The sequence below is a fragment of the Clostridia bacterium genome (genome assembly GCA_017410375.1).
Classification (GTDB): domain Bacteria; phylum Bacillota; class Clostridia; order RGIG6154; family RGIG6154; genus RGIG6154.
The window spans coordinates 100,135-120,857 of record JAFQQW010000016.1 but is presented as its reverse complement, the minus strand read 5'-3'; the positions used below and the strand labels follow the sequence as shown (position 1 = coordinate 120,857).

Genomic DNA, 20,723 nt, shown 5'->3' with positions numbered 1-20,723 from the left:
ATTAATATAAAGAAAACGAAAAGAGGGAAAGTTATGAAAAAAATTATTTCAGTCATGCTTTGCATAGCACTTTTGGTTTCAATGTTTGTAATGCCTGTTTCGGCAGAGCAACCAATCAGTGTGTATGTAAACGGCGAAAAGTTGGAATTTGACGTAGAGCCTGTTTTGTTAAATGACAGAACTATGGTGCCTATGCGTAAAATTTTTGAAACCCTTGGAGCTACAGTAACATGGAACGGAGATACTGAAACCGCAAGCGGTGTAAGAGGCGGTATCAGAGTCTCTGTTTCCATTGACAATCCCAAAGCATTTGTTGATGGCAAGGTAACAGCCCTTGACCAGCCGCCTGTACTTTTAGACGGAAGAACATTGGTTCCGCTCCGATTTATTTCAGAGGCATATGGCGCAAATGTGGAATGGGACGGAGATACACAGACTGTAAACATTACTACGGACATAGATAATGCACCTGCAGATGCGTACTATATTTCTGCACTCGATTTTACAAATTTGGGTTCTTGGATTACAAATAAAGAAGAAGAATTATTCGGAACACATGGTTCGCCTGATGGCTCTGAAGGTAGTGTGCCGGGTGGAGATCCTGCTACCATTGATTTTTATGTAAAAAACAGTGGCACGTACAAAGTTTGGACTTTGGCTCGTGATTTTGCAACCAACCGCCCGGGCGCGCGCTATTACAATGTAGGCGTAGATGGTGTTATTGCACCTGAAAAGATGGGCACCCACGGAAAAGACGGATTTTTCTGGCAGGAAGTTGGCGTGTATGACTTTGTTGCAGGCAAACACACCATTTCTGTGCATGATACTTCAGGCTATTATGCAAGATGTAAGGCGATTTTTGTCACCGATAAACTAGATGAAACCCCTGCCGATGATATAGAAGCTTTAAGCAAAACCTATTCGGTAAGGGATTCTCTTGCTTCTTTGTTGACTGACAATCAGTTTCCATATTGGGCAACACAGCCTATGAATGAAACACAAACCATTACCCTTGAAAATGATATGTTCAAAGTAAACTTTATTGAGGGCGTTGGAAACAAAGGTAATTTGGTTCAAAACGAAATTTTTGTTAAAAAAGATGGTCAATGGGTTAAAGTAAAAGACAAATCCGAAGAATTTGGCTATTTAATGATGACCACCGATAAAACAGAAAAAGCAATACCCAGAGTGCCGGGTGAAATGGTAGGTCAGCACTACGCAGGTGAAAATTTTGCACAGACCATTATATATAACGGCTCAGAAAACCGCTATACCACCGAAAACTTCTTTGAAAGCGGAACAGGCTATTGGTTTTTGCCTGATGCGGTACAAAAACTTTCGGATAACGAAGCAAAATTGTTCTTCCCTGTAAAGGCGGGTGTTACCCTTACCGTAACCGTTACTATGGATAATCTGGCAAAAGAACCTAAATTCAAATTAGATGCATCTTTTGCCAATGATGGTGCATATTCTTTCTTGCTTTTCTCGGGCAATGCTCTTGACGAAAGCGAGATAACCCGCTCTGTTGTGCCGTTTATGCACACAAGAGAAGGGGGTCCCACCACAACAAATGTCATTTCCGAACCTTTCTTATTTACACCTATGGTTGCCTTTGCCGTAAATGAAACAGCAGGCGAAGTTGTGAAAGGTATTGCGGTAGATCCTTCCTCAACCCATCAGGATGTGGCATACTGGGAAACAGCTCGTTACGGTTATTTGCTTCGTGACAAAGAAAATAATGTGCGCCCACAAATTACTGCACCGCTTATGGGTACACCCGGTGCAAACTTTAAAGCAGGGGACACCTATTCTTTTGCATATCGCGTTTTAGCAGGTACAAACGGTTGGTATGACACCTTTAAGCACGTATCGGAAGATATGTATAATGTAAAAGACATCCGTACCAATTATTACGGCACTTTAAACGATGCGGTTTATAACATTGACGATTTAATTATGGACGATAAATACGGTGCGTGGGACGAAAACGGTATGGGTTTTTACTATGCCGAATATGACCATCAGGTAGCTCAATGTAATGCGCTTCAGTTGGTTCAGCGTTATTTATTAACAGAAGATGAAGTGCTTTTAGATGAACGCGTGGCTCCATCAATCGCATTTATGCTCAGCAGAAAGCATAACCATTTCAACTATGATTTGAAAGATACATCCGTTTTAGGCTCCAACGAGCTGACCACTACACCTAACATTGGTGGCAGTGCAATGTGGACATCACTCTATGAAATGAGTCAGGGAAGAATGCCGTATGCGTTGCAAACCGCAATCAACAAAGGCACTAAAGGTGCGTCACAAGCAGGCATCACAGCACAGATTGGTTTTTACAATATGACAGGGGATGCGGCATATCTTAAGCAAATTAAAACCGATGCAGATGGAATTGTTGCAAAGCTTAGCGATGAAAAATATAAAAAGGGCACCAACACAGATGCGTTTGTATTGACCGATTACAACAGTTACATTCCGCCTCTGATGTATGCGTATCAGGTAACGGGCGAAAAAAAATATTTAGATGCGGCACAAACCTTTACACAGGGGTTAATGACTGCCCTTTCCTCTATGGGATATCAGAACGGATACGCAGATAATATGTACCATGTTGATCCGCAATCTGCAGCTGATGTGCACGTTATTAATGCCGATAAGGCAAACTGGTGGTGGCATGGTGATTTCCAGTGGCGTTTGGAAAACGAATACGGCACATGGAAACCTGCAATGGGTATGACCTCGGTTGTAGATGAGGATGATGCACCCGGCTGGACCTTTGCAACAGCAGGTCTTACAACAGAGCATACATTCACTGCAGGGCACAGTAACTTTATTTTAATGAACACCTGGGCACCTTTTATGTATAAGATGTCTGACTGGACAGGGGATAACTTCTTTGAAACCCAGGGCAGAAATGCAATTTTGGGCAGATTTACCAATTATCCCGGTTATTATATCGAAAGATATTATACAAACTATATGAAGCCTGAATATCCTTATGAAGGACCTGAATACAACATTATTTATTACACACATGTAGCTCCCTTCCAGGCGATTGTAGAAGATTTCCAGATTCAGGAAGTTATGTCGCGTTCGAATGGTAAAGTTTCATTCCCTGAAATCTGGTATGACGGCTATTCCTACTTCGTATCAAATCAGTATGGAGCGAAACCCGGAAAAATGTATAATGAAGAGGGTATGTGGTTATGTAATGTCCGCGACATCGTAAAATCTTCTGACATAAACGTTAATTATGTGACCGCGAAAAAAGACGGTGTATTGGGTGTGGCAATGGTCAACGAGTCTGCACAGAATGTAAATACCAACATCACATTAGGTAATGAATTTGCAGGCCTAAATGGTGTTGCTACCATTTATGATGCGGCAGGAAATACAACTGAAGTAACAGTCGCAAACGGTGTATTTGCCGTTAACATTCCCGCAAAAGGCATTGTAACTGCGATTATTAAAACCGATATTGCGAAAAAACCGTCTTATGCATTGGACAAAATTCTTTATAATCCCACAGCAGAAAAAACGGAATCTACGCATAAGAACGGTAAAGGTTATGTCATTCAGTTTAATCCCGAAAAATATCACGCTTATGTATATGTAACAGATAAAGATATCAAATCTATTACGGTGGAATATGAAGCAAATGGTGAAAAGAAAACGGTTACCGATGACAAATATCCTTTTGAAGCATTGGTAAAAGTAAATTCTTCTTCCGCAGAATTTAACTACAAGCTTATCGCAACAAAAACAGACGGTAGTACAGAAGAATACGGAAGCGGCGTGTTAGCTCCTTTATCAAATGGTCCTACAACTGAAAATATTAAAGAGACCATCGGCAAACCGGTTTATGAGCAGGACAACTCCAATGTTCCACAGATTTCTTCAAAAATTCCTGAAACTTATACGCAGAAAATTTCGATTGAAGGCATAGGCTCGGGTGCAGGCAAATTGCGTGTGGTTGTGAAGGGCGAAAAAATTGACCTTCCAATAGAGCCAAATCTTTTAGGCGGTTTATATGCACGCGGCACTTTGACGCACAGAACAACAGGAGAAGCATTTAACTTTAATGTTTTTGTTTTGGGTAATGAAGGGACAACCGAAAGAGTTGTTATTCTTTTGCAACAACCGGCTCAGATGGGAAGTGCAAGCATTGATGAGTTTAAAATGAGCAATTTTGAACTTTCGGCCAAACCCTTTACCGACGAATTGCCTGCATCGGAAAAAGCATTTGATGATAGCGGTAAAACAAACGAATCCGAGTCCGTTACATTTAAAGATGGCGAATACAAAGTAAATGGCATAGGCGGTTCAAAAGGTGCGGCACTTCGTGTTGTTGTTGGCTACAAAGCATTGGGCTTTTCACCTGCTGAAAATCAGTTGAAAGGCTTATATGTAAGAGGTGTGTTGAAATCTAAAAACGGTGGGGAAGATGTTCCGTTCACCGGAACAATTTCAGGTAACGATGTTCGTGCAGATGCTTGTGCAATGCCTATAACTTTTGCTTTGCCAGATGCCCCGGAATCGTATAGCTTGGCAAAAATTGAGATTTCAACCAAACCTTTTGATGGTGAACAGAACGCAACCGTTAATACACCGAAAGACTTCGAACCTTTTACGGTTAAATCTATCGGAACAGGCTCGAATGCGCAGGGATTCCGTGTAGTTGTGCCTTTGAGTCAATTCCCGTTTGAGGTTAAAGCAGGAACCTTACAAGGCTTTTTGGCACACGTTAAGGTTACAGATAAAGAAAATAAGACACTTGAAGGCGATTATACCATTATCAACAACGAAGAACGACCTGATGGCGTAAACACAACCATCGTGTTACCTTTAGCAGAGTTTAATGGCAAAGTACTTATTGACGGGTCAAAAGTAGAAATGACTATAAGTCCTGCAAAATAATTGTTATAAGAGGGAGAAAAGACATGAATATTTTATCGATAGGAAACAGCTTTTCGCAGGATGCGACAAGATATCTGCATCAAATAGCCCATGCAGATGGTGTGGATATAAATTGTTTTAATTTGTATATCGGTGCATGCTCTTTTTTCAGACATTTCAAAAATATGAAAGGGAACCTGAAAGAATACATGCTGGAGATGAATGGGAAAAGCACAGGTTTTCTCGTAACGCTTAAAGATGCACTTATAAACAGGGAGTGGGATGTTATAACCATTCAGCAGGTAAGCACAGAATCGGTAGATTTTGCAAATTACAAGCCGTACATTTTTGAACTTACAAATTACATAAAAGAACATTCTCCTAAAGCAAAAATTTACATTCATCAGACATGGGCTTACGAAAGCGGCAGTAAAAAAATCAACGAGCTTGGATATGAAGTTTATGATGAAATGTTTAAAGATATCAAAACTGCTTATGAACAGGCGAAGATAGAAATTTCTGCTGACGGAATCATTCCTTCCGGCGAGATGATTGGCTGTATTCTTCATAATGGTATCGAAAGTGTTTACCGCGATACCTTTCATCTGAAACTTGGTATAGGCAGATATGCAGCAGGTCTTTTGTGGTACAAAGTTTTAACCGGTAACTCTGTTCTGAATAACAGTTTCTGCGATTTTGATGAAGAAGTTTCTGAAAGTGAAAAAGAAACAGTTCAAAAAATAATAGAAGAACAATTTTGAAAAAGGCGCTCTGTTTACTAAAAGAAAGTATGTTTTCAAGATATAGTCACTTGTGTTCAAACAACTGAAAAGTATTTTATACGCCTGTTCATGGTTTCAACGAACAGGCGACTTTCTTTTTCAGATTTGCATAAGGTTAAAGAACAAATAACTGAGGGGAATGCTTATGAATTTTAAGAATATATCTGATAAATACCGTCCCATACCTTTTTGGAGTTGGAATGAAAAACTTGATACCGAAGAAACAAGAAGTCAGATAAAGAAAATGCACGATGTTGGTATCGGCGGATTTTTCATGCACGCAAGGGGCGGACTTCAGACAGAGTATATGGGAGAAGAATGGTTCGAAAATGTTTCTGTATCGATTGATGAGGCTGAAAAGCTCGGTATGGGCGCTTGGGCTTATGATGAAAATGGATGGCCCAGCGGTTTCGGAAACGGATTTGTAAACGGTCATGGTATTGATTATCAGCAGAAATATCTTCGCTTTGAAAAAGAATTTACCCATAAAGAAACTGCAATTTGTCAGATAGGTGATTTGTATTTTTATTACGATGTGAATCCTTTTTATGTTGATACTTTAGATGAAAAGATAATTGCAAAATTCATTGAATGCACCTATGAACCATATTATCAGAAATATAAAAACAGTATTGAGGGCTTTTTCACCGATGAACCGCAGGTTTCAAGAAACGGTATTCCGTGGAGTTTTGTGATGGTTTCAGAATACCAAAACCGTTATAATGACGATTTGCTTTCACACCTTGATGCACTGTTTTTTGAAGTGGACGGATACAAAGAAGTACGTGTGAATTTCTGGAAAATGGTGACGGATTTGTTTTCGTCAGCTTATATGAAACAGATATATGATTGGTGCGATGAAAGAGGTCTTAAACTTACCGGCCATCTTGTTTTAGAGGAAACATTTTTATCACAGCTCCCTTCAAACGGTGCTTGTATGCCGCATTATGAATATTTCCACATTCCCGGAATGGATTGGCTCGGAAGAGGAATTTCTGACGGTTTAACAATGCATCAATTAAGTTCTGTTGCACAACAGTTGGGGAAAAAGCAAGTTCTTTCTGAAACTTTCGCTTGTTGTGGGCACAATATAAGCTTTTCAGAGCTTAAAGGTATGTACGAATGGCAGATGGTTCGTGGTGTTAACCTTCTTTGCCAGCACCTCGAGGGATACTCAAACAGAGGTATAAGAAAGAGAGATTATCCGCCTGCGATGTACTGTCAGCAACCCTGGTGGAGTGAATATAAACACTTTGTTGATGCTATGAGCAGAGAGGGAATGATTTTAACGGAGGGTAAAATCAAGCCTGAAATTTTGGTTATTCATCCACAGACATCAGCCTGGACACTTTACGATGCCGGCGAAAATGCAGGAATTAATGAAAAGTTTGCCAGATTTATAAATCTTATTCATGAACTTGAAGAAAAGCATTTGCCTTTCCATTTAGGTGATGAAACCATTATGGAACGACACGCAAGAGTTGTTGAGGACAGAATTGAAATCGGTTTTCAGAGCTACAAATACGTGATTACTGCAGAATGCGATGTGCTTCTTCCCACAACCGAAAAGATTTTATCGGAATTTACAACAAACGGCGGTATTATTTTAGACTGCGCAAATTCTCTTGACGAAAATTCCGTAACAACAGATAAGTCGCTGACATATACGCTTCGTGAAAATGATAAGTATAAAGTTCATTACTTCACAAATACAAGCGTAGAAAGAAAACGGTCTGAAATTCTGGTTAACGGGCTTAAGGTTAATATTGAAATCGGCGAGCTTGAACCTTTTGAATCACCTTATGAATTTGAGCCTTGGGGCAGTCTTATGGTTGTTGAAACAGAAGATACACCCCAAATGCCTCTTAAAGACTCAGAGGTTCGTTTGAGTGGAACATTTGCAATTAAGGGAAAGATTGAAAACTCAATCACTCTTGATAAATGTGATTACTATTTTGATGGTGAACTTCAGGAAAAAGACGGATATGTTTTAAATATTGCAGAGCGTGCGAATGAGCTTGCACGACCTGTTAAAATCCATCAGGAGTACTTTGTGACTGCAAACTACATTCCCGAAAAATTGTATCTTGTGTGCGAGACTCCCGAAATATTTAAAATATATGTCAACGGAATAGAAGTAGAATTTAAAGACGAGGGATATTTCAGAGATATCTCGTTCCGAAAAACTGATATTTCAAAGTATTTAATACTCGGTAAAAACACAATAAGTTTTGACTGTAATTTTGTTCAGTCCGAAACTGTATATGAAAATATCCGTAAATCTAAACTTTTTGAAAGTGAAAAGAACAAGCTCTTCTACGATATGGAAATTGAAGCAATTTATTTGGCTGGTGATTTCTCTGTGGGAACGGACGACAACTGGGAAAAGCTTGACAAAAACGCAGTTCGTTATACAGGTGATTTTACAATAGAAGAACCTAAGAGCGAGATTACACTTTCAAATATTGAACAGCAGGGTTTTCCATTCTTCAGCGGTGAACTTACCGTTGAGGGCACGGTTGATGTTCTTGGTGAAAATCCCTATCTTATGCTTGACCTCAAAGGTATAAATGCCGTTCGCATTAAAATAGGGAACAATGAAAAGATAACTCTTTATAACGAAAAAATCCCGATTTTAGACATTGCAGAGAAAGGCAGAAACAAGATTGAAATTACACTAATAAACAATTTGAGAAATCTGCTTGGACCTCACCATCTTGAAATCGGAGAAAGTTACGGAGTTGGTCCGGGGTCATTTTTCAAAGAAAGATGTGTATGGAACTACACATGGAAACAACTTGAAAAATGGAACGAGGGTTACTGTTTCGTAGAAACCGGAGTGTGCTGATGCAATATGAAATATAAATTCTGTGAGGAGGAATTAATTTATGTCAATTCGTTTTGATAAAGAAACAAAAAATTTCTATCTTGAAACACCAAACACAAGTTATATTATTGGAGTTGTGGAAGACAAGTATCTGTTTCACGCACATTATGGTAAAAAAATCGCATTTATGCCATCGTGTGATAGTCTTGCAAAAGCACATACTTCAAGTTACTCTGTGGTTAACAGTGATTCTTATGAAAAACTTGGCATCCGAGGAGATAATATTTTGCTTGATTTCTCAACCTTCGGTAGTGCTGATTTCAGAACACCATCCTTTCACGCTCGGTATGAAAATGGAAGTACCGTAACACAGCTTTGGTATAACGGATATAAAATTTTCAAAGGGAAGCCGACTTTAAAAGGTTTGCCGGCTACTTATACTGAATCTGATGACGAAGCAACAACATTGGAAATTTATTTAAAAGACGCAATTTCAGGTCTTGAAGCTGTACTTTGTTATACCACTTTTGAAAAGTATGATGCCATTGCAAGAAGTGTGCGTTACATAAATAACGGAACGCAATGTATTTATTTAAAATCGGTTATGAGTGCAACTGTTGATTTGCCCGATATGAACTATGAGTTTATTAATCTTGCAGGAACTCATGCAAGAGAAAGACATATCAACAATACAAAATTATCGCATACAAAAATCGAGGTTTCCAGTGCGAAAGGAACAACAAGCCATATTCAAAACAATTTTGTGGCATTGGCTCGTCCTGAAACCACAGAAGAAAGCGGAGAAGTGTACGGATTCAGCTTGGTATATAGCGGAAATTTCGTTGCCGGTGTTGATGTAAATGGCCAGGATACGACACGTGTATATATGGGAATAAATCCACACGATTTTTGTTGGAAACTAAATTCCGGGGAAGATTTTCAGTCCCCTGAAGCTGTTTTGGTCTATTCATCAGACGGATTAGGAAAAATGTCAAGGACATATCACAGTCTTTACAGAAGCCGTATATGCCGTGGAAAATATCGCGATGCAGAGAGGCCTGTTTTAATTAACAACTGGGAGGCAACATATTTTGATTTTAATGAAGATAAAATCGTAAGCATAGCTGAAAAAGCTAAAAGTGCAGGGATTGACCTTATGGTTTTAGATGATGGTTGGTTCGGTAAACGAAATGATGATACAACATCTTTGGGCGATTGGTATGAAGATAAAAACAAGTTGCCAAAAGGTCTTGAGAATCTTGCAAAGCGTGTGAATGATTTGGGTATGCAGTTCGGACTTTGGTTTGAACCCGAAATGGTTTCGGAAGACAGCGACTTGTTCCGGGCACATCCTGACTGGTGTATTGGGGTACCCGGTCGTGAAATGAGCGTGGGCAGAAACCAGTATGTTTTAGATCTATCGAGAAAAGATGTTTGTGATTATATTGTGAATGCTGTGAGTGATGTATTGCATCGTGCAAATATTACATATGTAAAATGGGATATGAATCGTTATATTTCAGAAGTTGGCTCATTGGCATATCCTTCTGATCAACAGGGTGAAATTGCACACCGATATGTGCTTGGACTTTATGATGTTCTTGAAAGAATCACAACCACTTTCCCGAATGTTTTGTTTGAAGGATGTAGTGGTGGCGGAGGCAGATTTGATCCTGCGATGCTGTATTATTCTCCGCAAATCTGGACAAGTGATAATACTGATGCGATAGAACGAATGTACATTCAGCATGGCACAAGTATGGTGTATCCTGTATCTTCTATGGGATCGCATGTTTCAGCAGTTCCAAATCATCAGGTCGGCAGAACAACACCCATTTCTCTCCGTGGTAATGTAGCTATGGCAGGGCAACTTGGTTATGAGCTTGATTTGAATAAACTTTCTGAAGATGATTTTAATCAGGTGATTGAACAGGTTAAATTTTATAAAAGGATTCGTAAAACTGTGCATTATGGTGATATGTACAGAATTCGTTCGCCTTATGATAAATCAACACAGAATACGGTGTGGCAATTTGTTTCGGAAGATAAAAACCAGGTTGTTTTATTTGATTACACAATGGAGTGCAAGGTAAATCCGTCTTTAGACCATATTAAATTACAGGGGTTGGATATAAATGCTTTATATGAATTAGAAGAAACCGGAGAAGTGTTTGGCGGAGATTATCTGATGAATTTTGGTATAACAGCTATTCACAGATATGAATACACCAACAAAGTATATGTGTTTAATCGTTTAGCATAAATGACTAAAAAGATGGAGGTGTAGTTTTGAAAAAAGAAATTATAATGAAATATCCTGCGTCGTGCTATTCCGATATATGGAGAGAAGCAACACCACTCGGAAATGGTGAAACAGGCGCTCTTTTGTATGGCGGAATTGGTCATGATATTATTGCGATAAATCATTCGAAATTGTGGCGTGACAAGAATAAACCGTTTCTGCCCGATGTTCACGAGCATATTGAAACTATGCGTGATCTTCTTTCTAAAAACAAGGTTAAAGAGGCTGAAAATGTTATAGCAGATGCTTTAAAAGAAAAAGGCTTTAACGGAGCTTCTTTTGGACGACCGCTTCCGCTTTGTGACATTGATATGGTTTTTGATTGCAATGAAGCTTTTAAAAATTATGAGCGCACACTTGATATGGAAACAGAAGAAGCGGTTGTGCCTTGGGATGAAGGTAACACAACATTCAAAAAAAGGGTCTTCGTTTCAAGAAATGACGGAAATGTTTATTGCAAGATTACCGCTTCGGGAGATTACCGTATAAATATACTTGTTGATTTGAAAGTGCATGATTTGCAAACGATTGGTGCTCTTGCGACGCCGGATGGAAAAACAACATACAAAAGAGGATTTGTTTTCTTTGGCTCAAAATGGGACGAAGAATACGGCGCAGTTGCTAAGGTAACACACGACGGAACAGAAACGATTGAAGAAAACGGAATACATATAACGAACGCTAAAAGTGTTGATTTGGTATTGAAAACTTTTGTTGACGGGAAAAGAGAACAACAGTTTTCTGACATAGAAAAAATTCTTTCAGATGCACCGGACTATGAAACGGCATTTATGTTGCATATGCCTTTACACAAAGCGTTGTTCAATTCATCAACCTTTAAACTTTCGGATGGAAACAGAGATACAGCAAATGAACTTTTGCTGATGGATGCTTACGGAAATACATGTTCGGACGAACTCGTTGAAAAACTATGGTCGTTCGGTAGATATCTTTTGGTTTGTGCTAACTGTGAAAATGGACTTCCTTGTCATCTTTATGGTCTCTGGTGCGGTGATTATAATGGCATGTGGGCATATAACATGTTTAATGTAAATCTTGAAATGATATATTGGCAGGCTTTAAGCGGAAATATGCCCAAGCTCCTTTTGAATGTATTTAACTATGTTGAAGAACATATGGATGATTACCGTGAAAATGCAATGAAACTTTTCGGGTGTCGAGGTATAAATATATGCTCTGTAAGTACGCCCGAAAGCGGACTTCATAAGTTGGTTTATCCGCATATTCTTCATTGGACAGGCGGAGCAGGGTGGATTGCACAACATTATTTTGACTATTATCTGTACACCCGCGATACAGAATTTTTAAAACGCAGAGCATTACCGTTTATGTATGAAGCGGCATTGTTTTATGAAGATTATTTCACTGTTGATGAGAGTGGATATTTTGTATCATCACCGTCAAATTCTCCCGAAAATGTTCCTTTAAATGTATTGACTATGGGTTGCAATTCTGAGGTCACTGTTAATGCAACGATGGATTTTGCAATAGCAAAAGAGCTGTTCACCAACTTGCTTAAAGGTATAGAAATCACAGGAATGTATTCGGAAAAAGCTGAAAAACTTAAAGAAATGCTTAAAAAAATTCCGCCTTATCAGATTAATGAGGACGGCGCACTATCCGAGTGGATGCATCCTTTTTATAAAGATAACTACAAGCATAGACATGAATCGCATCTGTATCCTGTTTTCCCGGGAACCGAGATTACGAAAAACAGTAATCCAGCACTTTATGAAGCAGCAGTAAAAGCGGTTGAAAAACGCGAGATTGTGGGCATGAGGGAACAATCAGGTTGGTCGCTTGCGTATATGGCGAACACCTATTCTCGTTTAGGTTATGGCGATAAAGCATTGAATGCGATTGATATGCTCGCAAAATCGTGTATTTTAAGTAATTTGTTTACAACGCATAATGACTGGAGAAGAATGGGCGTTGCCACTTGTGCCGGGATGGAAACAAAAGCACCTGTTCAGCTTGATGCGAATATGGGGATTACAAGTGCGATAAATGAAATGTTTGTATTTTCAACAGCAAATGAATTGTATTTATTCAATGCAATGCCTTCAAGATGGGGAAAAGGTGAAATAGGACCGTTGCTTACAAGAACCAATACAGAGGTTTCGCTCAATTGGAACGATCAGAACGCCACAGCATTTTTAAAACAAAAATCAACTGAAGAAAATATCACGCTCGTTCTTCCGTCAAATATGATTTTTGAAGAAAACGGTAAACGGGAACTTTCTGTAACATTTAATAAATTTGAAGAAAAAGAATTTAAAATTATCTATAAAAACATAAAATAGAGGAGAAACAAAATGGTACATTACAGTCAGTTTGCTACAACCAATGATGTTGCTTATAATATTCAAGCGGCTCTTCAATATTGTAAGGAACACGGTGAAGATGGACTTATTTTTGATAAAGGTGAGTATCATATTTTCGCCGAATATGCCTCAGAAGGTGTTTATTGCATGTCTAATCATTCGGATGCAGGCTTTAAGCGGTGTTGCTTTCTTTTAGAAGGATTTAAGAATTTTACATTAGATGGTAATGGCAGCGATTTTATTTTTGAAGATGTACTTACTCCTATAATTATAAGTCATTGCGAAAATGTTACCATCAAAGGATTTTCATTCACATCGAACTGCACTTTCAATGCACAGTTTGAAGTGATAGAGGGCGGTGAAACATCTGCAATTCTTTGCAATACCCACGGCAAGACATATACTCACGGTGGCGATATATTTGCAGGTGAATTTGAACCCAAAGAATCATACAAACTTTTTTATATGGACTATCACGACGAAGATGGCAGACTTTCTGAAGGTGTCTGTGAATATTTTAGTGCCGGTCATGAAAGCTCAAATCGTATGTTGTTTACGACATTGGAAGACGGCATATATCGTGTAGAAAATTTGCGTGCTCCGTTGCAATTAGGCCAAAAAGTAGTTATGGCCTCCAGAACACGAAGAGCAGCTACTATATTTATAAATCGTAGCCAAAATACAAAAATTGAAGATGTAACTGTCTATAGCGGATTGGGAATGGGTGTTATTGCACAAAACAGTAAAGATATAGAGGTTGTTCGCTTTAACACACGGTGCAAGGATGATCGATGCTATTCTATCAATGCAGACGCTACTCATTTTGTGCATTGTGAAGGGAAAATTCACATTCATGATTGCTATTTTGAAGGTCAGTTAGATGATGCTTTGAATGTACATAGCATTTATTTGAAAATTGTGAACAAATTCGATAACACTCTTCTTTTGAAACAGGTGCATTGTGAACAGGCGGGGATAAATATAGTTGCGCCCGGAGATGTTTTGCAAAGTGCAGATCCGGATAGCTTGATTCCAAATGGTGAATACAAAGTGGTTTCGGTAAAACGCATCAATTTAGAACTGTTGGAAGTCAAAGTAGAGGGTGATACCTCTGGTATCCGTATTGGAGATGTAGTAGATGAAATAAGCCATGTGCCGGAAGTTTTGTTTGAAAATTGCACTATGGTAAACAACCGCGCAAGAAGTATGCTTCTTGCATCACACGGTAAAATTGTCATCCGTAATAATATTTTTAAGTCTGCGGGTTCTGCAATAATGTTTGAAGCAAACGGCAACTTTTGGTATGAAGCAGGTGGCACAAAAGATGTTCTGATTACAGGCAATGTTTTTGATGGATGTAAATATAGCTATTTTTGGAGTGACTCGGTTATAACAGTTGTTCCTCGCAAAAAAATCGAAGAAGGAAAATACTATCATAAAAAAATCGCAGTAGTAGATAATACATTCCGAAGTTGCAATGCAATTTTGGTTTCTGCCAACAATGTAGAAAACTTTATATTTAAAGGAAATGAAATCGTTGGGCAGGAAATGCCTTTATATGATACTGTGCATTGCAAAACGGTGGAAACGGATATGTAACGTAGCCGGCATCTGTAAAAAGAAACCTTACATCGTGAATTGAAACCATAACTATTTAAATGAAACCGAATTTCAAAAAATGAAACCATACGGATTAAAGATGAAACTTTCTATCAAAGTTATGGTCTTTACCCAAGAAAAATCCTCAAACTTTTGTTTGAGGATTTTTTTGTTGTGCAGTGAAATGAAGAAACAGAATCTTTTTACGCAAAAAACACTCATCCTTGAAGCAATTTCAAATAAAAAATGACTTTTGTTGACAAAATATCAATTTTTCACTATAATGAAGTCGAGAGGTGAAGGCGTATGTATCAAGTGTCTTTGAAAGATTTATATGCGAAGCGCTACAGCATAGAACTTGGCGGTATAGCCAAAGAACTGTGGTGTGACGGGTACAGCTGGAGCTATGCAAATCAAAACCGGCGTAACAGTGCGCTTTTGTATGTGGCTGCCTGCGAAATTGAGTATTCTTACAACAACAAAATATTTTTAACCGCAAAACCCGGAGATTTCCTTTATCTTCCGGGCGGTGCAGAATATACCTGCGTGTTTAAAAAATGCGATGAAACTGTGGTATATCACGGTTTATCCGCCGATTTTATGATGCGGGACGAGTACGGAGAGCAGATTGTAATTTCAGGTGAAATAATGAAAATGAACGAGTTTTTCGGGCCAAATATCATGCGCCAGATAGAAGAATTACACCATTTATATACTATGCCCGAGAAGCCTTTTCCTTATATATGTGCAAATTTGCAACTCATAATGCACGGATTCGCTTTACAAGATAAGAAAAAAGGAAAATGCAATCCGCGATTCATTGGAATTTCAAAAGGTATTGATTATATGGAAAACGACCCCGAACAGACAAAGAGCGTTGCCGAAGTTGCAGAAATGTGTCCTGTCAGCATCAGTTGTTTTAACCGCTTGTTTAAAGAATACAGCGGTATGACTCCCATTGAATACCGATACGCCAAAAAAATCGAACAGGCAATGTCTATGCTTGTTTTGGATGAAGAATCGGTAAAAAGTGTGGCAAATGCTCTAAATTTCGAGTCGCCCTCTTACTTTGCCCGGATGTTCAGAAAAAAGACAGGAATGTCTCCGTCAGAATATCGCAATAAGTGCTTAAAAAATGAATAATTGCTTTATAAACCGCCAAATGGCGGTTTTCTTATTTGTTTTGAAGCGAATAAGAAAGTGCTCGTTGTTGCTAAAAAAGTGCATTTACTTTTAAAGTCGGATACATTATAATGAAGATCAGCAATAAAGTGATTTTTTAGGATGTGGGAGTGACAGATATGTTGGATAAAATTACAATTTTACTGTGTTTTATAACATTAATAACGGGTTTCCTTATCCATTTTTCACGAGGACTTTATTCGAAGCACAATCACGACCAAAGCAGTTCGGATATGTGGACTTTTAATTTATTCCAGAATATGTTTTCGTTATGTACGGTTCTGATAGTATTTCTTTTGCTGGAAAAGCTTGGACGTTTCAGTGTGTACACGGTTTTGCTCGGTGCTTTTATGGGGACTGCAAACACCATGGCTGTATATGCATCCCTAAAAGCCTATTCGCACGGACCTTTTTCATACACCACAGTTATCGTATCTCTTTCGGTTGTTATACCAACCTTAAGCGGGTTGTTTTTTGATGAAACCATTTCTATCGTTCAGTATATCGGAATCCTGACAATGATTGCTTGTATTGTGTTATCTGCTGAAAACAGGAAAGAAAATAAAAGCGCATCTTTTAAATGGCTTTTATGGTCAATGATTGCGTTTGTCAGTTCCGGACTTATCGGCATTTTTCAGAAAATACTTCAAGCTTCTCCCGAACATAGAGCAGAGCACTTTGCTTTACTTGTAAGTTGCTTTGTGGTATCTGTAATTCTATCATGCGTTTGTTTGTGTATTGAATGCAAAAAGACAAATGAAAAGTTTGATTTTAGAAAAAAATTAAACTATATGCAAATTTTAGGTGGTTTTTCCAATGCGATTTCCCATTCAATTAACATATACCTGGTGGGCGTACTTCCAACCGTAATTATATTTCCTTTGGTAAATCTCATTCCTATGATTTTTCTGTTGCTTTCGTCTGTGTTGATTTTCAAAGAAAAGCTTTCAGGCAAGCAGTGGTTTGCTATAATTACAGGCCTTTTGGCAACTGTCTTGCTAAGTGGAATTTTGAATGGATATTTTTAAGGAGGAAAATCAAAATGTTTACAGATAAATTCGGGAAAAACTGGTACAAAGTAGGCCTTCACATACACACAATGCTGTCGGACGGATTTCTTTCGCCGGAGGATGTTGCAACCCGATATAAAAATGCAGGGTTTGATGCGATTGCAATCACCGACCATTGGGTGTACCATGATGCAGATGAAATTTGCGGTTTAAAAATCATTTCGGGCTGTGAATATAATCTCGGCGGTGCGGATACTGCAACAGATGTTATGCACATTGTAGGCATTGGTATGAAAGAAGAGCCATGTCTTACACCTGAAAATTCAAGACAGCAAGTAATAGACGGCATTATTAAAGCGGGCGGAAAAGCTATCCTGGCACATCCTGCGTGGTCGTTAAATACAATAGCGGATGTAAAGCCATTAAAGGGTTTTTCGTTGCTCGAAATTTATAATACCGTTTCCAATGCCCATTTAAGCAGCAGACCGTATTCGGGCTATATCGTGGATGTGCTTGCAAATAATGGCATTGTGTATCCGCTGATTGCAACAGACGATGCACATTATTATGACGGAACTGATGATACCATATCCTACATAATGGTAAAGGCAGAAAGTGATTCGCAGGCGGATATTTTAAAGGCAATTGAAAACAAAAACTTTTATGCATCCCAAGGACCTGAACTGTATGTAAAAAGAGAAGGCGGAAAAATCATTGCAGATTGTAGCGAATGCGTTATGATTGATTTTCTTTCCAATGCATCTATCACAAAGGACAAAGCTGTACGAGGCGAGAATCTTACGCATGCAGAATATACAATCAAGGACTATGAAAAGTGGATCAGAGTTGAAGTGCATGACAAGTCGGGCAACTATGCGTGGAGCAATATTATTGAATTGTAAGGAGAACAAAAATATGCTTTTAGGTATTAATACAAGTAGTTTTGGTGAATCCGGGATTTCTAAATACTGGAAAGAAAACAGCTATGAAAAAGCAAAAGAGTTTGGGTATTCGTGTGTGGATTTCAGTATTTTGAGTGATACGAACAGTATGATTTACAGTTCAGATAAAGCTACACGTGAAAAAATCCTTTTGCGCGAAAAGATGCTTGCGGAAAAAGCAGGACTTAAAATAAATCAGGCGCACGCACCTGTTATTTCTCTTGCGCGTGCCCTATCCAAGCAGGAAATCGCAACCCTTTTGCAAAACATTAAAATTGCAATAGAAAGCTGTAAAATATTAGACTGCAAATATCTTGTAGTGCATCCTTTTATGCCAAACGGATGGAGTGACAGGGGAACAACTATTGCTGAAGATACATTTAATAAAAATGTTTCTTATTTGCAAGAGCTTGGCGCATATGCAAAGGAATATGATGTTACCTTATGCTACGAAAATATGCCGTGCATCGGCTTTTCCATTTCCACGCCTGACGAAATTTTAGCGGTTTTAAAAGCGGTTAATCTGGAAAATGTAAAAATGTGTCTGGATACAGGTCATCTTTCTGCTTTTTCGCCCGATCTTCACTTGGGGCAGGAAATCAGAAAATGCGGTAAATATATCAAAACGCTTCATGTGCACGATAACCATGGTCATTCCGATCAGCACAATTTTCCCGGTATGGGCATGGCGGATTGGAAGGACGGGGTAAAGGCGCTGCGTGAAGTTGGTTTTGACGGCGTTTTTTCTTTGGAACTACTTTTTCCCGACAAATTTTCGGAACAGGTTTTTGAAAACGCTTGTCGTCTTGCGTTTTCTATGGCTACCGAAATTGTAAACGGTTTATATGAATAATTTTAAATGAGGAGAGAGTTTTTATGAGACTGATTATTGCGAAAACAGGAGATAGCCAAGTTATTTCTTTTGCGACAAGCGAGCTTTGCAGACTTTTAAAAGAAATGGACAGTACAATTGTTCTTGATGTAAGGAAATACAAAACATATAATGCACAAGTTAAAAATACCCTTTGGATTGGCACAGATTTTACAGAACAAAACGAAAATGATACTGTTTATATTGAAGTGAAGAAGAGCGTCGGCTTTATCAGCGGCTCGAATGAAAGAAGTGTTCTGATAGCCATATACCGCTTTATGTATGAATTGGGATGTCGCTATCTTTATCCCGGGAAAACAGGTGAAAAGATACCGAAGAAAAAACTTTATTACGATATGCTCACTGTTTCTGTAAACGAAACTGCATCTTACAAATATCGTGGTATTTGCATAGAAGGATCAACCGGTTACGAGCATATTGTAAATACCATCGACTGGTTGCCTAAAGTTGGTATGAACGAATATTTTACGCAATTTGTTACGCCCGGTGAGTTTGTAAGGAGATATTACGATAATTTTTATAATGACAAAAACGATTTGCATTACGGAAACGAAATTACAAACGATGAAGTGGATGCAATTATGGAGGTTGTCAAAGAAGAAATTGCAAAGCGCGGCATCAATCATCACACGGGCGGACATATATGGACAGGAAAAGCCATGGGAGTAAAATCTACAGGATGGGAAAGTTGCGAAACAGAGATTGATGAAAAAACGGTTCCACTTCTTGCAATGGTGGACGGAAAACGAGGAATAAGAAGCTGTGCAGCAGACACAAATCTTTGTTATTCCAACCCAAAAGCAAGAACGAAAATGGCAGACGCATTTGTAGAATTTGCAGAAGAACATCCGGAATATAAGACACTGCATTTTTATCTTGCAGACCATGCAAATAATCATTGTGAATGCGATGAGTGCCGAAAGAAGATTGTGACAGATTACTATGTAATGATGCTCAATGAGATTGACAAAAAGCTTACAGCTAAAAGTATTGATACAAAAATTGTAGTTGCTGTTTACAATGAACTGATGTTTGCGCCGGAAACAGAAAAAATCGAGAATTCTGACCGTATAATACTGGATTTTGCACCAATAAGCCGTTCCTATACTCATTCTTATGAAGATTTGGATATTGAAAAAGAAGTAGAACTTGAACCATTTGTATTAAATCAGTTCAAGGGTGAGACTGAGCTTGAAAAGAATGTGGCAAGGCTTAAAGAATGGCAGAAACAAAATGTAAAAGACAGCTTTTTGTTTGATTATCATCTGATGTGGGATCATCATACCGACCCCGGTTATTATTATGTGGCAAAGATGCTTCATAAAGATATGAAAAATATAGGTAAACTCAAACTTAACGGAATGATAAGCTGTCAGCTTTTGCGTGTGGCGTTGCCAACAGGTCTTCCGCAGTATGGAATGGCTTGCGCACTTTGGAACAAACAAAGTGAATTTTCTGATGTAGAAAAGGAATATTTTGAAGCAGCATTCCATGAAAATGCTGAAACGGTTAAGAATTATCTTGCGCTACTTTCTGAACTTTTCGATCCGGAATTTATAAGACTTGAAAAGAAAAAGGACAAGAATGCGGTGCTTGCTGACTTTGCAAAAATCAAGAAAGTTGTGTCTGATTTTGAGAAGAAACATATCAGTATTCACGAAAATGAGTCGCATGACTGGCAGTATCTTAAGGTGCACGCAAAACTCTGCTTGTATCTTGCGGATATTTACATTGCGAGATATAACGATGATAGAGAAACAGAAGATAAAATTCATGCCGAGCTTGTTCAATATGTACGCAGAGACTCCCGTGAAATAACCGATTCTGTTTTGGACGAAAAATTTATCACAGGTGATTTCTGGCATTATTATCACAAGCACAACACCGATGAGGTGTTTGAATGGTAAAAATCCGGTAGGGGACGCATTTTATCAAAATTAG

At 38.5% G+C, this 20,723-nt stretch carries 11 protein-coding genes; all 11 read left to right on the top strand.

Annotated features, from left to right (window positions below; genetic code table 11):
• The first annotated feature begins 33 nt into the window (after positions 1-33).
• The 11 genes from IJE10_02540 (at position 34) to IJE10_02490 (ending at position 20,689) form a co-directional block, all read left to right on the top strand.
• Entirely contained in the window at positions 34-4,923 is a 4,890-nt protein-coding gene (locus tag IJE10_02540; protein MBQ2966985.1) for a copper amine oxidase N-terminal domain-containing protein, read from the top strand.
• Positions 4,924-4,946: 23 nt separating this feature from the next.
• Positions 4,947-5,663 carry a DUF4886 domain-containing protein gene (locus IJE10_02535; GenBank protein ID MBQ2966984.1) on the top strand — a complete coding sequence of 239 codons (717 nt, stop codon included), beginning with the start codon at positions 4,947-4,949 and terminating at the stop codon, positions 5,661-5,663.
• 166 nt (positions 5,664-5,829) lie between these two features.
• Positions 5,830-8,532: a hypothetical protein gene (locus IJE10_02530; protein ID MBQ2966983.1), complete on the top strand. Its 2,703-nt coding sequence runs from the start codon at positions 5,830-5,832 to the stop codon at positions 8,530-8,532.
• Positions 8,533-8,572: 40 nt separating this feature from the next.
• On the top strand, positions 8,573-10,774 hold the full coding sequence (locus IJE10_02525; GenBank protein ID MBQ2966982.1) for an alpha-galactosidase: 2,202 nt from the start codon (positions 8,573-8,575) through the stop codon (positions 10,772-10,774).
• Positions 10,775-10,800: 26 nt separating this feature from the next.
• On the top strand, positions 10,801-13,137 hold the full coding sequence (locus IJE10_02520; GenBank protein MBQ2966981.1) for a glycoside hydrolase N-terminal domain-containing protein: 2,337 nt from the start codon (positions 10,801-10,803) through the stop codon (positions 13,135-13,137).
• Between the two features lie 12 nt (positions 13,138-13,149).
• On the top strand, positions 13,150-14,757 hold the full coding sequence (locus IJE10_02515) for a hypothetical protein (GenBank protein ID MBQ2966980.1): 1,608 nt from the start codon (positions 13,150-13,152) through the stop codon (positions 14,755-14,757).
• Between the two features lie 306 nt (positions 14,758-15,063).
• Positions 15,064-15,900 (top strand): helix-turn-helix transcriptional regulator, encoded by an 837-nt coding sequence (locus IJE10_02510; GenBank protein ID MBQ2966979.1) that lies wholly within the window; start codon positions 15,064-15,066, stop codon positions 15,898-15,900.
• Between the two features lie 272 nt (positions 15,901-16,172).
• Positions 16,173-16,967 carry an EamA family transporter gene (locus IJE10_02505; GenBank protein MBQ2966978.1) on the top strand — a complete coding sequence of 265 codons (795 nt, stop codon included), beginning with the start codon at positions 16,173-16,175 and terminating at the stop codon, positions 16,965-16,967.
• Positions 16,968-16,981: 14 nt separating this feature from the next.
• Positions 16,982-17,851: a PHP domain-containing protein gene (locus tag IJE10_02500; GenBank protein ID MBQ2966977.1), complete on the top strand. Its 870-nt coding sequence runs from the start codon at positions 16,982-16,984 to the stop codon at positions 17,849-17,851.
• A 13-nt stretch (positions 17,852-17,864) separates the two neighbouring features.
• Entirely contained in the window at positions 17,865-18,743 is an 879-nt protein-coding gene (locus IJE10_02495) for a sugar phosphate isomerase/epimerase (GenBank protein MBQ2966976.1), read from the top strand.
• Between the two features lie 23 nt (positions 18,744-18,766).
• On the top strand, positions 18,767-20,689 hold the full coding sequence (locus IJE10_02490; protein MBQ2966975.1) for a DUF4838 domain-containing protein: 1,923 nt from the start codon (positions 18,767-18,769) through the stop codon (positions 20,687-20,689).
• The last annotated feature ends 34 nt before the right edge of the window (positions 20,690-20,723 follow it).

Excerpts from the sequence above, each read along its gene's own strand:
- IJE10_02540 (MBQ2966985.1), top strand. The coding sequence starts at position 34 with ATGAAAAAAATTATTTCAGTCATGCTTTGCATAGCACTTTTGGTTTCA.
- IJE10_02535 (MBQ2966984.1), top strand. The coding sequence starts at position 4,947 with ATGAATATTTTATCGATAGGAAACAGCTTTTCGCAGGATGCGACAAGA.
- IJE10_02530 (MBQ2966983.1), top strand. The coding sequence starts at position 5,830 with ATGAATTTTAAGAATATATCTGATAAATACCGTCCCATACCTTTTTGG.
- IJE10_02525 (MBQ2966982.1), top strand. The coding sequence starts at position 8,573 with ATGTCAATTCGTTTTGATAAAGAAACAAAAAATTTCTATCTTGAAACA.
- IJE10_02515 (MBQ2966980.1), top strand. The coding sequence starts at position 13,150 with ATGGTACATTACAGTCAGTTTGCTACAACCAATGATGTTGCTTATAAT.
- IJE10_02510 (MBQ2966979.1), top strand. The coding sequence starts at position 15,064 with ATGTATCAAGTGTCTTTGAAAGATTTATATGCGAAGCGCTACAGCATA.
- IJE10_02505 (MBQ2966978.1), top strand. The coding sequence starts at position 16,173 with ATGTGGACTTTTAATTTATTCCAGAATATGTTTTCGTTATGTACGGTT.
- IJE10_02500 (MBQ2966977.1), top strand. The coding sequence starts at position 16,982 with ATGTTTACAGATAAATTCGGGAAAAACTGGTACAAAGTAGGCCTTCAC.
- IJE10_02495 (MBQ2966976.1), top strand. The coding sequence starts at position 17,865 with ATGCTTTTAGGTATTAATACAAGTAGTTTTGGTGAATCCGGGATTTCT.
- IJE10_02490 (MBQ2966975.1), top strand. The coding sequence starts at position 18,767 with ATGAGACTGATTATTGCGAAAACAGGAGATAGCCAAGTTATTTCTTTT.